The organism is Rathayibacter tanaceti (genome assembly GCF_009834165.1).
GTDB classification, from domain to species: Bacteria; Actinomycetota; Actinomycetes; order Actinomycetales; family Microbacteriaceae; genus Rathayibacter; species Rathayibacter tanaceti.
The window spans coordinates 2489327-2503282 of record NZ_CP047186.1 but is presented as its reverse complement, the minus strand read 5'-3'; the positions used below and the strand labels follow the sequence as shown (position 1 = coordinate 2503282).

The following is a 13956-nucleotide window of genomic DNA, read 5'->3' as shown; positions in this document are numbered from 1 at the left end:
GAGCTCCCACGCGCACGGGTTAGGCTTCCTCCCGCCCGCTGGACACGGCGCGGGGCGACGGCGGACGAGGGACGAATGACGCAGAGCACGGTGTGGCAGGTGGCCCGGCGCCCGCGCTGGATCGGTGCACTACTGCTCGCGCTCGTGATCGCCGGCCTCTTCGCCGCCCTCGGCCAATGGCAGATCGGCCGGGCGGTCGACGCCGCTGCGCCCGACTCCGGAGTCTCGGAGACGACGCTGCCCCTCGAGGACGTCGCCAGCCCCTCCCGCTCGATCACGGCGACGGCCGACGGCCAGCGCGTCGAAGGACGCTCGGTCCTCGTCCCCGGCGGCGCCGAGATCCTCGGTGGACGCCTGAACGGGGAGCAGCCCGGCTGGTGGGTCATCGCGCGCACACGGACCGACGCGGCCGATCTCGTCCTCGCCTACGGATGGACCGCGGACCGGGCCGCCGCGCAGTCCGTCGCCGACCGGCTGAACGGCGGCGCCGAGCAGGCCCCGGAGTCGTTCACCGGCCGCTTCGTGGCGAACGAAGCCGCGGAGGCGCCCGCCGAAGGGCTGGACCCGATGACCCTCACGGCGCTCTCGATACCGGCTCTGATCAACCGCTGGCCCGATCCGCCGGCCGACGTCTACCAGGGCTACGTCGTCGTCGACGATCCGGTCGGCGGCCTGGAGGCCATCGACTCCCCGGCGCGGGTGAGCGATGTCTCGCTCAACTGGCTGAACGTGTTCTATGCGATCGAGTGGGTCGTGTTCGCGGGCTTCGCGCTCTACCTGTGGTTCCGGCTGGTCCGCGACGCGTGGGAGCGCGAGGCCGAGGAGGCCCTCGACGCCGAGGAACGTGCCCTGACCGACCGGGCCGAGGCTGCGTCGTCCGCACCGTAAACTGGTCGTCATGCCCCTCGAGCCCAAGCCCGCGCAGTTCCCTGCGATCCGGAGCGCGCTCCGCTTCTACCGGGCGACCTCGATCATCACCGGCGTGATGCTGCTCCTGCTCTGCGCCGAGATGCTGCTGAAGTACGTGTTCCACCTCGAGCTGTTCGCCTTCGGGCAGCAGGGCGTGCTGCACTTCGCGCCGATGTACGAGGTGCCCGGGGGCGAGTACAGGTCCAGCGGCACCGGAGCGAACGTCTCCACCGGCATCCTGATCGCTCACGGCTGGTTCTACGTGGTCTACCTCTTCGCCGACTTCCGCCTCTGGAGCCTGATGCGCTGGCCGTTCGCGCGGTTCGTGCTCATCGCGCTGGGCGGAGTGGTGCCGACGCTCTCCTTCTTCGTCGAGACCCGCATCGCCCGCGAGGTCGAGCAGTACCTTGAGCGCCGGACCGCCGGCTCCGGCCCGAAGACCCCGACCGACTCCGTGGAGGCCCCCCATTAGCGACCCGTCCACCGCTCCCCAGCCCCAACTGGCCGCGCAGCCCGTCCTCGTCGTCGACTTCGGCGCCCAGTACGCGCAGCTGATCGCGCGTCGGGTCCGCGAGGCGAACGTCTACTCCGAGATCGTGCCCTCGAACGCGACCGCCGCTGAGATCGCCGCGAAATCGCCCGTCGGCATCATCCTCTCCGGAGGCCCCTCCAGCGTCTACGAGGAGGGCGCTCCGCAGCTCGACCCGGCCATCTTCGACCTCGGGGTCCCCGTCCTGGGCATCTGCTACGGCTTCCAGGTCATGGCCAAGACCCTCGGCGGCGAGGTCGCCAACACCGGCCTGCGCGAGTACGGGGCGACCGACGCGGCGCTCTCGACCGACGGCGGTGTGCTCCTCGGCGAGCAGCCCGCCGACCAGACGGTGTGGATGAGCCACGGCGACTCCGTCGCGAAGGCCCCCGAGGGCTTCGAGGTCCTCGCCTCCACGAGCTCGACGCCGGTGGCCGCCTTCGGCAACGACGAGCGGCGTCTCTACGGGGTGCAGTGGCACCCCGAGGTCAAGCACTCCGCGCACGGCCAGGCCGTCATCGAGAACTTCCTCCACCGCGCTGCCGGTATCCCGGCCGACTGGAACTCGTCGAACGTCATCGAGGATCAGGTCGCCGTCATCCGCGAACAGGTGGGAGCGGGCCGGGTCATCTGCGGCCTGTCCGGAGGCGTTGACTCCGCCGTCGCCGCCGCGATCGTGCACCGCGCGATCGGCGACCAGCTGACCTGCGTGTTCGTGGACCACGGCCTCCTCCGCAAGGACGAGCGCCGCCAGGTCGAGGAGGACTACGTCGCCGCGACCGGCATCCGCCTCGTCACGGTCGACGCCCGCGAGCAGTTCCTCGATGCTCTCGCCGGAGTCGGCGACCCCGAGCAGAAGCGGAAGATCATCGGCCGCGAGTTCATCCGCACCTTCGAGGCCGCCGCCGAGGCGCTGGTGCTCGAGGCGAAGGGCGAGGGCGAGTCGATCGACTTCCTGGTCCAGGGCACGCTCTACCCCGACGTGGTCGAGTCCGGCGGCGGCACCGGCACCGCCAACATCAAGTCCCACCACAACGTCGGCGGCCTCCCGGAGGACCTGCAGTTCGCCCTCGTCGAGCCGCTGCGAACGCTGTTCAAGGACGAGGTCCGCGCGATCGGCCGCGAGCTCGGTCTCCCCGAGGCCATCGTCGGCCGCCAGCCGTTCCCCGGTCCGGGCCTGGGGATCCGCATCGTCGGCGAGGTCACCCAGGAGCGGCTCGACCTGCTCCAGGACGCCGATGCGATCGTCCGCGCGGAACTCACCGCCGCAGGCCTCGACGGCGAGATCTGGCAGTGCCCCGTCGTGCTCCTCGCCGACGTGCGCTCCGTCGGCGTCCAGGGCGACGGCCGCACCTACGGCCACCCGATCGTGCTGCGACCCGTCTCCTCCGAGGATGCGATGACCGCCGACTGGACCCGCCTTCCCTACGACCTGCTCGCCCGCATCTCGAACCGCATCACCAACGAGGTGAGCGGAGTGAACCGCGTGGTGCTCGACGTCACGTCCAAGCCCCCCGGCACCATCGAGTGGGAGTAGCAGCGGCGACGCCGCTCAGACGAACGGGCCTCCTCGGGGGCCCGTTCGTCGGTGAAGCAGGGTGCCGGTGCGGTCGGGGGGGATCGCAGTCGAGGGGCGGGTTCTGCCGCACGTCCTCGGAGGAGCCGGATCCCCTGCTGACCTCACCTGATGCTCCTGCGGACCACACGGGGCCGGCGGAGGGGCCGAGAGGCGGCGGGTCAGACGGCGGTGTCGAGGACTCCGATGAAACGGGTGCCGATGCCGTCGTACTCGTCGCGGCGGTGCCCCTCGGGATGAGGCGGCCAGGCGTCGGGGGAGTGGTCCTCGCAGACGAGGAACGTGAACTCGGGCCACCACTTCTTGGGGCGCGCGGCCTCGGAGCGGCCGCAGACCGTGCAGCCCAGCGTCACCCAGACCGGGCGCTTCCCCGTGCGGTTCGCGCGCGACTGCAGGAGCCACGGCGGCGGGTCCTGCTCGAGGGCTGCGAGCTCCTCCTCGGAGAGACGGGTGGGGATGCCGTGCCGCGTCGCCATCTCGAGAGGGATGTCGAGGCGCTGAGCGGCCTCGCGACGCGTGATCATCCGGCCACCCTAGCCCAGCGCCGCGCGTGAGATCGGAGCCCGAGGCCGCAGTGAGGCGCGCGAGAGCAGCCACTCCAGTGGCCCCTGCCCGACCAGCTGTCGCCACGCCAGCGCGACGACGACGGAGCCGAGCGCGAACACCCCCAGCAGGGTCCAGCTGCGCCAGGCCTCGAAGTCGAACGGCTCGTACGGCACGAGGTAGACGGCCAGTGCGACGAGCTGCAGGCAGTAGATCGTGAGGGGCATGGCGCCGACGGCGGCGAGCGGAGCCGTCACGGTGCGCAGCAGCGGCAGGCGCTCGGCGAGCGCGGTCAGCGAGCCGAGCACGACCGCTGCGACACCGCCCGCGCCGAGCAGCTCGGCGGTCGTGCTCGCATGCGCCTCGACCGTTTCGGGACCTCCGAGCAGCAGACCCCCGCCGTAGCCGACTGCGGCGGCCACGGCTCCGCCGACCACCACCCAGCGCTGGGTGGTCGCCGACCGCAGGTCGCAGCGCGCGATCAGGATGCCGAGCGTCACGTAGGCGAGCCACGACGGCACGGGGTAGTACTGAGTCAGCCAGGTGAGCGGTTGAGCGGCGAGCAGCGCCTCCCCGGGCGTCAGCGTCGACAGCCAGGAGTCTCCGGCCGTCGCGATCTCGTCGACGACGATCGGGCCCGCGATCGCGACGAGCACGACCAGGGCGGCGAGCACGGCGCGCGGCAGGAACAGCAGAAGCGCCGCCACCGCGAACATCAGCCCGTAGTGCGGCAGGATCACCGCGATCGGCGTGCCGAGCAGCGTCAGCGCGACGCCTATCGCGAGGAGGTAGAGCCCCCGGAGGAGGATCGACGCCGTGTCGCGCCACGGTCGGGTCGAGCGGCCGGCGCCGCCCGTGATCAGCCCGATCGACACTCCGGCGAGCACCGCGAAGAGCACCGAGCTGCGACCGTTCCAGACCATCTCGCGCTCCACCGGCGCGAGGTGGGCGGCGAACATCCCCAGCACCGCGATCCCGCGGGCGACGTCGAGGCCGACGATGCGGGAGTCGCGGACGATGGCCATCGCTCCATCGTGCCAGCCCCGACGCGAGCAGGCCAGCAACGACGACGGGCGCCCGACCCTGAGGTCGAGCGCCCGTCGTCGTTCACGGTGCGGCTACTCGCGGAAGATCGCGACGAGGCGCAGGAGCTCGAGGTACATCCACACGACGGTGACCAGGACGCCGTAGGCGCCGGTCCAGCCGTAGATGCGCGGGGCGCGGTTGCGGACGCCCTGCTGGATGAACTCGAAGTCCATCACGAGCGAGTAGGTGGCGAGAGCGATGGCGATGAGGCCGATCACGATGCCGAGGAAGCCGGTCCGCAGACCGAAGCCTCCGCCGACGCCGAACAGGCCCAGGCCCAGGTTCACGAGCGAGAAGACCGCGTAGCTGATCATGCCGATGAAGAAGATCTTGTTCAGCTTCGGCGAGGTGCGGATCTTGCCGTTCATGAACAGCGCCAGGGTGACGCCGATCACGATGACCGTCGCCAGGAGGGCCTGGACGACCGCTCCGGCGTAGGCGCTCTCGAAGAAGCGCGAGATCGCGCCGACTCCGATGCCCTGTGTCGCGGCGTAGCCGAGGATCAGGGCGGGCGACGGGATCTTCTTGAAGGCGTTGACGATGCCCAGCACCAGTGCGACGAGGACGGCCGGCAGCATGAGCTGCGGCACGAACCAGCCCACGGCCGCACCCGCGAGGAGCACGACGAAGGCGAGGGCCGTCTTCGCGAGAGTGTCCTCGACGGTCATCCGATCGGTCTCGACCGAGCTGGCGGCCGGACGGTTGTACATCTGGTCGAGCGTGTCGGGTGAGACGTCCGGGAGATCCTGCACGCGGCCGGCGTAGCCGCGGTTGCTGAACTCCGGGCGTCCGAACGCCGGATTGTTGCTAGCCATGGTTCCTCTTCTCTCAGGTGCGCTGGTCTCCGAGGGAACTCGCGGATCTGAGTCGCTGTGGGCGGGGGATGCGCCGCGGAAGCCCGAGGGTACCGCGACGATGGACACCACCTTATCTGAGAGCGCCTCTCAGAGTCTGGCTGTTCTCTTCGAGCGGACCTCGACTCGGCCGCGAGTCCGGGCCGCCCGTAGGATCGCGGCATGGTTGCGCGCCCCTCTCCGCTCGTCTTCGCCCACCGCGGAGCGAGCGGGTACCGCCCCGAGCACACGCGCTCCGCCTACGAGCTCGCGATCGCCCTGGGCGCCGACGCGGTCGAGCCCGACCTCGTCGCGACCCGAGACGGCGTCCTGGTGCTGCGGCACGAGAACGAGATCTCGGGGACCACCGACGTGGAGCGCCGCCCGGAGTTCGCCCAGCGGCGCACGACGAAGCGGATCGACGGCCGGGAGATCACCGGCTGGTTCACCGAGGACTTCACCTGGGACGAGCTCTCCGTCCTGCGCGCCCGTGAGCGCCTCCCGGCGGTGCGCACCTCCAGCGCCACCTTCGACGGCCAGTTCCCGCTGTTGCGGTTCAGCGAGCTGCTGGCGCTGCTCGACCGGGCGGCGGAGGACGCCCCGGAGGCGCCTCCCGGGCTCGTCGCCGAGATCAAGCACGCGACGTACTTCGCGGCGATCGGGCTCCCGCTCGACGTCCTGCTGCGCCACGAGCTGTCCGCCGCCGGCTGGGGCCCGCGCGACCCGCGCCTCACGATCGAGAGCTTCGAGAAGACGGTCCTCGAGCGGCTGGCAGTGAGGGGAGTCGGGGCGCGGCGGGTCTTCCTCCTCGAGTCGCGGGGAGCGCCGCCGGATCTGGTCGCGGCGCACGGCGAGTACGCGACTCCGTTCACGGCGTTCGCCACCGCTTCCGGTCTGCGCAACCTCGCGGGCGCGGTCGACGGGATCAGCGTCGACCGGAGCATGCTCCTCTCCCACGACACGGGCGATCGCGCCGCAGGGGTGAGCCCGCTGGTCGCCGACGCGCACGCCGTCGGCCTCGAGGTCTACTGCTGGACGCTCCGCGCCGAGAACCGCTTCCTCGGGAAGGCCCACCGCCGCGGGAAGGATCCGGCGGCGTACGGCGCCTGGCAGGACGAGTTCGCGGCGATCCTGGGCACCGGAGTCGACGGCGTGTTCGCCGATCAGCCGGATCTCGCCCTCGAGGCGCGGGCCGTGGCGGAGGGTCGGTCGGGCGGCTGAGCCGCGCGGGCGCACGTCCGGCGGCCGCCCGGCGCGTGGACAGGCGGTCCGAAGGCTCCGCTGGCATCATCGGGACTCCACACCGCTGTGTCCCCGCACGGCCGCGTCAGCCCCGCACGGCGTCGTCCGCCCACCGCCACCCGAGAGGAGGTCGACCCGTGACCACTCGCGTCCGCATCACCCGCCGCTGGATCACCGCCGCGGTCCTCGCCGTCCTCGGGCTGGGCGCCGTCTACGGACTCGCCGTCCTCACGCCGCAGGGTCAAGGTGTCGAGAACTCCGGGCTGCGCGGCGCCGATCTGATCTTCGGCCGTGCGACCGGCGTCGCTGCCGGTGCGCTCGCCGACGTCACTCCGACCTCGATGATCGTCGGGGCGCTGCTGGTCGCGGCGATCGCGCTGATCCGGAGGCGCCCGGCGCTCGCCGTCGCCTCCGTCGCCTCGATCGTCGCCACGGCCGCCGTCACCCAGTTCCTCAAGAACGTGGTCCTCGACCGGCCCGCCCTCATCGACGCCGATTCGCAGTACATCGGCGGCAGCTTCCCGAGCGGGCACACGGCAGCGGCCGTCTCGGTGGTCTTCGCCCTGGCCATCGTGGTCCCCGGTCGTGCCCGCACGGTGGTGCTCGCGCTCGGCGGCGCGATCGTGGTGCTCGTCGGCAACCTGACGATGGCCGCCTCGTGGCACCGCGTGAGCGATGTTCTCGGTGCGGATCTCGTTGCGCTGGCGTCCGCCTCCCTCGCCTGCGCCTGGTTGACGACGCGGGCCCAGGTGGGACGTGCGCCGCGGACTGCGTCGCGGCGCAGCGTCCGCCGGTTCCTGCTCTGGTGCTCGCTGCTCGTCGTGGCGCTGCTGGCCGCACTGGCGGTGCAGGGCATCCAGTACTACCCGGACGACACCAAGGACCTCATCGCCTTCGTGCTGCTGCAGTTGCTCGCGGTGTCGACCTCGACCCTCTCCGTCCTGGGTTTCTCGCTCGCCTGGCGCGGGCTCGACGTGGGAGGGGCGCTGACGGCGTCGACCCCGCTCCAGCGCGCAGCCTGAGCCCGGCGCCCGGTGTCGGAGGTGCGATCTACACTCGGAGGGACATGAGCTTCCTCTTCGATCCGAGCGACTCCCGCGCCACCCCGGTCATCGTCGGTCCCCCCGGCGCCTCCGCCGACGACCTCCGCACCGACCCGGCGCACGAGCAGCTCGTCGCAGGTCTCAACCCGCAGCAGCGCGAGGCGGTCGAGTACCGCGGAGACGCGCTGCTCATCGTGGCCGGCGCCGGCTCGGGCAAGACGAGCGTGCTCACGCGGCGCATCGCGAGCCTCCTGGACAACCGCGAGGCCTGGCCGAGCCAGATCCTGGCGATCACCTTCACCAACAAGGCGGCGGCCGAGATGCGCGAGCGCGTCGAGAAGCTGGTCGGGCAGAACGCCGAGGGGATGTGGATCTCGACCTTCCACTCCGCCTGCGTGCGGATCCTGCGCCGCGAGGCCGAGAACTTCGGGATGACCGGCTCGTTCACCATCTACGACTCGGGCGATCAGCGTGCGCTGCTCAAGCGGATCGTGAAGGAGCTCGAGGCCGACTCGCTCGGCATCACCGTCGCGAGCGCCTCCGCGAAGATCTCGAAGCTCAAGAACGAGCTCGCCGACGCCGACTCCTATGCCCGGACGGCCAACCTGAGCGATCCGAACGAGGAGATGTTCCTCCAGGTGTTCCGCGCGTACTCACGAGCGCTCGAGCGGGCGAACGCGTTCGATTTCGACGATCTGATCGCGCAGACCGTCTACCTCTTTCGGGCCTTCCCGCATGTCGCGGCGAAGTACCAGCGGCGGTTCCGGCACGTGCTCGTCGACGAGTACCAGGACACGAACCATGCCCAGTACTCCCTGATCCACGAGCTGACGCGGCCGGTGCCGCGGGCGACGATCGAGGCGGCGCAGTTCGACCGGCCCTACCGTGGTCCCGTCACCGCCGACGGCTCGATCCCGGGCGCGTCCCTCACGGTCGTCGGCGACTCCGACCAGTCGATCTACGCGTTCCGCGGCGCCGACATCCGCAACATCGTCGAGTTCGAGCGCGACTTCCCCGGCTGCAGGGTGATCCTGCTCGAACAGAACTACCGTTCCACGCAGAACATCCTCTCGGCGGCGAACGCCGTCATCTCGAACAATTTCGACCGGCGCGCGAAGAACCTGTGGTCGTCCAGCGGAGCCGGCGAGAAGATCGTCGGCTACACGGGCTACTCGGGGCACGACGAGGCGCAGTTCGTGGTGGACGAGATCGCGCGGCTGCACGCCGCCGGGACGGGCTACGACCAGATCGCGGTCTTCTACCGCACCAATGCGCAGACCCGTGCGCTCGAAGAGATCTTCATCCGCTCCGCGGTGCCCTACCGGATCCTCGGCGGTACCAAGTTCTACGAGCGCGCCGAGATCAAGGATGCGCTGGCCTATCTGATCACGGTCGCGAACCCGGCCGACGTGCTCGCGCTGCGCCGCATCATGAACACGCCCAAGCGCGGGATCGGCCCCGCAACGGAGGCGCAGCTGCAGTCGTTCGCCGACACCAACGCCGTGACGCTGCGCGAGGCGATGCGCAACGCGGGCTCGCTGGGGATGGGGCCGAAGGTGACCCGGGCGATCGTCGACCTCGCGACCCTCCTCGACGAGTGCGCGCTGATGCTCGACCCGGCCCGCGAGGGAGGTGAGGCGAAGGTGCACGAGGTGTTGACGGCGCTGCTCACGCGCAGCGGTTACCTCGACATGCTCCGCGCCAGCCGAGACCCGCAGGACGAGGCGCGCGCCGAGAACGTGGACGAGCTCATCGCCGTGACCAAGGAGTTCACGCGGAACAACCCGGACGGCGGACTCGTCGACTTCCTCACCGAGGTCTCGCTCGTCGCCGCCGCCGACGACCTCGAGGACGACTCCGGCACCGTCTCGCTGATGACACTGCACACGGCCAAGGGCCTCGAGTACGACGCCGTGTTCCTCACCGGGATCGAGGAGGACCTCCTCCCGCACCGCATCTCGGCGAACGAGCCCGGCGGGCCGTCGGAGGAGCGGCGGCTGTTCTATGTGGGCATCACCCGCGCCCGCAAGCGCCTCTACCTCTCGCTCGCGATGACCCGGGCGCAGTACGGCGAGACCTCGGTCGCGATGCCCAGCCGGTTCCTCCAGGAGATACCCGCCGAGCTGATCGAGTGGCGTCAGTCGCCGGGCGCAGCGACGTCGCGGGGCGGCACCCAGCCGCGTGCGCTCAACGCACAGCGCCCCGGGTTCGGGCGCTCGCGCTCGAACGCCGAGTTCCGGGAGGCGCTCGCCGCCGCTCCCAGGGCCACGGGCGAGTTCCCCAACCGGATCACCGGGATGGTCCGCGACAACGGCGACCTCGAGCTGATCGCGGGCGACCGCATCCGGCACACCGACTTCGGCGAGGGCCGCGTGAACGCGGTGACCGGCGAGGGCAGCAAGCGGGTCGCGCACGTGCTCTTCGAGCAGGTCGGCGCCAAGAAGCTGCTGATCAAGGTCGCGCCGATCGAGAAGCTGTAGTGGCGGGCGGTCCGGCGGCGGCGCGGCTCGCGACGGAGGCGTTCTCGCCGGCGGTCCTTGCGATCGTCGTCCCGGTCGTGGTCGGCGCGCGCGTGGCCGACCCGCCGCTGCTCGGGATGGCGTGGGGCGCTCTCGCCGCCTTCTTCGTGGGCGTGCTGCCCTACCTGGTCATCCGCGTGCTGATGCGCAAGGGGCGGATCCACGGCGACCATCACGTTCCCGATCGGCGGGAGCGCGCGCTGCCGATCGGTCTCGCCCTCGTCTCGATAGCCATCGGCCTCGTGCTCCTCGTGGTGCTCGGGGCTCCGGCCGCCGTCAGTATCTTCGGTGTGGTGACCGTCGCCGTGGTCGCGATGGTCGGAGTCGTGAACCTCGTCTGGAAGCTCTCCGGCCACGCCGCGGTCGTGGCGACCTGCGCGGTCGCGGTGCTGATCGCCTACGGCCCGGTCTCGCTCCTGCTCACCGTTCCGATCGTGCTGGCGACCCTGTGGTCGCGGGTGCGCCTCGGCGCGCACACGCCCGCCCAGGTGATCGCGGGTGGAGCGGTCGGCGCCGCCCTCGCCTCCGCGGTGTGGGCGCTGCTCTCCTGAGCCGCCCGTCGTGCGACGCCGGTGCTGGACGCCCCGGTGTCGTCGCGGACGCCCCCGCGGGAGGGATCAGCCGGCGTAGCGGGCGACGAGCTCGCGCTTGAGGACCTTGCCGCTCGGGCCCAGGGGGAACGCCTCGACGAACTCGATGCGGCGCGGGAACTTGAACGCGGCGAGGCGCTCGTTCGCGTAGACGATCAGCTCCTCGACGGTCGCGGTCGAGGAGGGGGCGAGGATCACCGCGGCCACCACCTCCTGCCCGTGGCGCTCGTCGGGCACGCCAAAGACGGCGGCGTTCTGCACGGCGGGATGCCCGACCAGCACTTCCTCGACCTCGCGGGGATAGACGTTGTAGCCGTTGCGGATGATCATGTCCTTCGTGCGGTCGAGGATGCGGACGTAGTCCTCCTCGTCCTTCGTGCCGAGATCGCCGGTGCGGAACCAGCCGTCGATCACCGCCTCCGCCGTCGCCGCCGGGTTGCCGAAGTACCCCTTCATCAGGTTGTGGCCGCGCACGACGATCTCGCCGAGCTCGCCTCGGGGGAGCAGCTCGACGCGGTCACTGACCTCCGGCCGGGCCACCTCGACCTCGACCCCCCAGATCGGCGTGCCGACCGTGCCCGCGCGAGGAGGGATCCCGACGTGGTTGAACGTCGCGACCGGCGAGGTCTCGGTGAGGCCGTATCCCTCATAGATCTCGACGCCGAACATCTCGCGGAACCGCTCGATGACGGCGACAGGCAGGGCCGCGCCTCCGGAGACGGCGTAGCGCAGCGGCGGGCGGTCGTCGCGTCGGGTCGCCGCCTCGAGGAGGGCGACGTACATCGTGGGCACGCCCTCGAACACCGTGCAGCCGTGCGCGATCATCGCCTCGAGGGCCGCGTCGCCGTCGAACCGGGGGACGAGCACCACCGTCGCAGCAGTCCGGAACGCCGTGTTCATCGCGCAGACCTGCCCGAAGGTGTGGAACAGCGGCAGCGCCCCGAGGAGCACATCGCCCCGGTGCAGGTCGAAGGTGTTCATCAGCAGCACGTCCGACTGCGACACGATGGCGAAGTGTGTCCCCTCCGCCCCCTTGGGCCGGCCTGTCGTGCCGCTGGTGTACAGGATGGTCGCCGTGTCCGAGGGGGCGCGCGGGACGTAGCCGTCGATCGGAGCCGCGGCGGCGGCGAGGTCCTCGAGCCGGGGGAGCGTCGACTCCGCACCGTCCGGCACCATCACGCTGAGGACGGGGACACCGGCGAGGGCCGCGCCCGCCGCCCCCTCGGCGAGCAGTGGTGCGGCGCAGATCAACGCCGACGCCCCGGAGTCGCGCAGCACGTACGCGATCTCGTCGTGCTTGAGCAGGGCGTGCACGGGGACGACGACGGCGCCGAGCGCGAGGACCGCGAAGTAGCCGCGGGGGAAGTCGGGGACATTGGGCACGAGCAGGGCGATACGGTCACCCGGCCCCACGCCCTGGGCGCGCAAGGCGCCCGCGTAGGCGCGGGTCTGGCTCCAGAGGGTTGCGTAGTCGATGGCCTGCTGACCGACCCGGAGGGCGATCGTGGTCGGTGTCCGGCGCGCCGCCTCCGCGAGGATCGCCGCCACCGAGAGCGAGCCGGGCCCGCCCACGCTCGGAGCGGCGGCGAGCGGGGCGGCGGTGGCCTCGGTGGGACGGGGTTCGGTGATGCTCATCGGGGCTCCAGTCGTCGGTGACCGCCGCGGCGGATGCCGGGTGCTCCACGGTAGATCCGCCCAGGGTCCTCGTCGAGCGATCCCGCCGGATGATCAGCGCGGCACGGGGTGCGCCCGCGCGCTCGTCCCTCTACAGTCGGTGCATCGGCCGGCGGCAGCAGCTCGTCGGCAGCGTTCGGTGGCACGAGCCGTTCTCCCGCACAGCGTGGGGCGGGGTGAGGAGGAGGCGCGGATGAGCGGCGAGGCGACCCTCTCCACCGATGCTGTGGTGACGGCTCCGTTCGCCCTCGCGGTCATCGCCGAGGCGACCGGCTCGCGGGTCGTCGGTGCGCGGACCGCGCACGCACACGTTCCGCTCTACAGCGGTCCGACGAGCGCGCGAGTTGAGATCGCGGGCTTCGGCGACAGCGTTCCCGTGACTGTCGATGTGCGCGACGAGCGTGGAGTGGACGAGGCCCGTGCAGCCGCGCAGGCGCTCGGCCTCGAACTCGCGGCCTATGCGGGCTGGACCGTCACGCCGGCCTTCTGAACGTCCCTGCGCACTCGGGCCAGGTAGTAGCGGCTCGGCGCCGTGCGCACCCCGGCCGGCAACAGGCGGTAGACCGCGAAGGTGCGCGCGAGCGCCCGGTCGAACCGCGCCTCCTGCCGTGCATCCCAGCGGAACCCGAACGGCGCGCGCAGCTCGGCGGGGAGCAGGCCGGCGGTCACCAGGCGGAGGTAGGGGCCGAACGGGCGCAGGTACCAGGCCGAGATGCTCGCGCCGAGGAGGTCGCGGGCGACCCGGCGCGCGGCCGGGGTGACCTCGAGGCGGCCCAACTGCTCCTCCCAGTAGGTGTCGAACGCGGCGCGGGAATCGGGCCAGAGCTCCTCGGGCATCTGCAGCGCTGCGCCGATCACGGCGGAGCGGCGCACGATCTCGTCCGCCTCCTCGTCGCCCAGCACGCCGAACACGCCCTCGTAGAGCTGCAGCATCGACTGCGCGAGCGTCGCGGCGACCCAGCGCTGCAGCTCCGGGTCGAAGGCGGTGTAGCCGGGGCCGCGGACCGGCGCGTGGGCACGGTTGACGCGACGGCGGACGGCGCGCACGCCGTCGGGCGTGCCGTAGTTCAGAACGTAGAGGTACGAGAGGGTGCCGTGCAGCCGGGCGACTGCTCGGTGCACGAAGTCGGAGTGGTCGGCCACGCCCTGGCCGACCGCGGGATGCGCGATCTGGAGCAGGATCGCGCGGGCTCCGGCGACCAGGAACACGCCCTCGCGGAAGACATCGGGCCGGGGCGCCGTGGAGCGGGAGCGGGAGGCCAGGGGCATGCCGTCCACGCTACGCGGCGGCGCTCGGCGCGGGCGTGGAACGGCGCACGGGAAGCGCGGTGCGGGTCCGGAGTAGACTCGGCGCGGCCCAGGGGCAGTGCCGAGACTCCGGCGTCGTCCGGGCCACCTCGACCTCGGAACGC

The 13956-nt window shown here is 71.6% G+C and carries 13 protein-coding genes; 8 read left to right on the top strand and 5 right to left on the bottom strand.

Features of this window, described 5'->3' with window-relative positions; genetic code table 11:
- Nucleotides 1-75: 75 nt before the first annotated feature.
- From GSU10_RS11730 to guaA, 3 genes are read left to right on the top strand one after another with little or no spacing between them, the layout of a single operon-like run.
- Nucleotides 76-888 (top strand): SURF1 family cytochrome oxidase biogenesis protein, encoded by an 813-nt coding sequence (locus tag GSU10_RS11730; protein ID WP_132504932.1) that lies wholly within the window; start codon nucleotides 76-78, stop codon nucleotides 886-888.
- 10 nt (nucleotides 889-898) lie between these two features.
- Nucleotides 899-1381: a DUF3817 domain-containing protein gene (locus tag GSU10_RS11725; protein WP_068208676.1), complete on the top strand. Its 483-nt coding sequence runs from the start codon at nucleotides 899-901 to the stop codon at nucleotides 1379-1381.
- 28 nt (nucleotides 1382-1409) lie between these two features.
- Nucleotides 1410-2975 (top strand): glutamine-hydrolyzing GMP synthase, encoded by a 1566-nt coding sequence (gene guaA / locus GSU10_RS11720; protein WP_132504967.1) that lies wholly within the window; start codon nucleotides 1410-1412, stop codon nucleotides 2973-2975.
- Nucleotides 2976-3175: 200 nt separating this feature from the next.
- Here guaA and GSU10_RS11715 read toward each other — a convergent pair whose 3' ends face one another.
- From GSU10_RS11715 to GSU10_RS11705, 3 genes are all read right to left on the bottom strand, one after another.
- Nucleotides 3176-3538: a hypothetical protein gene (locus tag GSU10_RS11715; protein WP_068208673.1), complete on the bottom strand. Its 363-nt coding sequence runs from the start codon at nucleotides 3536-3538 to the stop codon at nucleotides 3176-3178.
- A gap of 9 nt (nucleotides 3539-3547) precedes the next feature.
- The gene (locus GSU10_RS11710) at nucleotides 3548-4582 is read right to left on the bottom strand and encodes a DUF418 domain-containing protein (protein ID WP_068208671.1); all 1035 of its coding nucleotides are present in this window, start codon (nucleotides 4580-4582) and stop codon (nucleotides 3548-3550) included.
- Nucleotides 4583-4675: 93 nt separating this feature from the next.
- Nucleotides 4676-5458, bottom strand: a complete 783-nt coding sequence (locus GSU10_RS11705) for a Bax inhibitor-1/YccA family protein (RefSeq protein ID WP_132504930.1) — start codon at nucleotides 5456-5458, stop codon at nucleotides 4676-4678.
- Nucleotides 5459-5659: 201 nt separating this feature from the next.
- Here GSU10_RS11705 and GSU10_RS11700 point away from each other — a divergent pair, with 201 nt between their 5' ends.
- The 4 genes from GSU10_RS11700 (at nucleotide 5660) to GSU10_RS11685 (ending at nucleotide 10831) form a co-directional block, all read left to right on the top strand.
- Nucleotides 5660-6697, top strand: coding sequence for a glycerophosphodiester phosphodiesterase family protein (locus tag GSU10_RS11700; protein WP_068208668.1), 1038 nt, complete (start codon nucleotides 5660-5662; stop codon nucleotides 6695-6697).
- Between the two features lie 158 nt (nucleotides 6698-6855).
- Nucleotides 6856-7740 carry a phosphatase PAP2 family protein gene (locus tag GSU10_RS11695; RefSeq protein ID WP_082844981.1) on the top strand — a complete coding sequence of 295 codons (885 nt, stop codon included), beginning with the start codon at nucleotides 6856-6858 and terminating at the stop codon, nucleotides 7738-7740.
- 44 nt (nucleotides 7741-7784) lie between these two features.
- On the top strand, nucleotides 7785-10241 hold the full coding sequence (locus GSU10_RS11690; RefSeq protein WP_068208665.1) for an ATP-dependent helicase: 2457 nt from the start codon (nucleotides 7785-7787) through the stop codon (nucleotides 10239-10241).
- Nucleotides 10241-10831, top strand: a complete 591-nt coding sequence (locus tag GSU10_RS11685) for a phosphatase PAP2 family protein (protein ID WP_132504928.1) — start codon at nucleotides 10241-10243, stop codon at nucleotides 10829-10831. Before GSU10_RS11690 ends, GSU10_RS11685 begins: the two co-directional genes overlap by 1 nt.
- A 66-nt stretch (nucleotides 10832-10897) precedes the next feature.
- On the opposite strand, the gene GSU10_RS11680 is transcribed toward GSU10_RS11685, so the two are convergent.
- Nucleotides 10898-12505, bottom strand: coding sequence for a long-chain-fatty-acid--CoA ligase (locus tag GSU10_RS11680; RefSeq protein ID WP_132504926.1), 1608 nt, complete (start codon nucleotides 12503-12505; stop codon nucleotides 10898-10900).
- 232 nt (nucleotides 12506-12737) lie between these two features.
- Here GSU10_RS11680 and GSU10_RS11675 point away from each other — a divergent pair, with 232 nt between their 5' ends.
- Nucleotides 12738-13034, top strand: a complete 297-nt coding sequence (locus GSU10_RS11675; RefSeq protein WP_068208663.1) for a Rossmann-fold NAD(P)-binding domain-containing protein — start codon at nucleotides 12738-12740, stop codon at nucleotides 13032-13034.
- On the opposite strand, the gene GSU10_RS11670 is transcribed toward GSU10_RS11675, so the two are convergent.
- Nucleotides 13001-13813, bottom strand: a complete 813-nt coding sequence (locus GSU10_RS11670) for an oxygenase MpaB family protein (RefSeq protein WP_132504924.1) — start codon at nucleotides 13811-13813, stop codon at nucleotides 13001-13003. The two genes, GSU10_RS11675 and GSU10_RS11670, sit on opposite strands and share 34 nt — an antisense overlap.
- Between the last annotated feature and the right edge of the window lie 143 nt (nucleotides 13814-13956).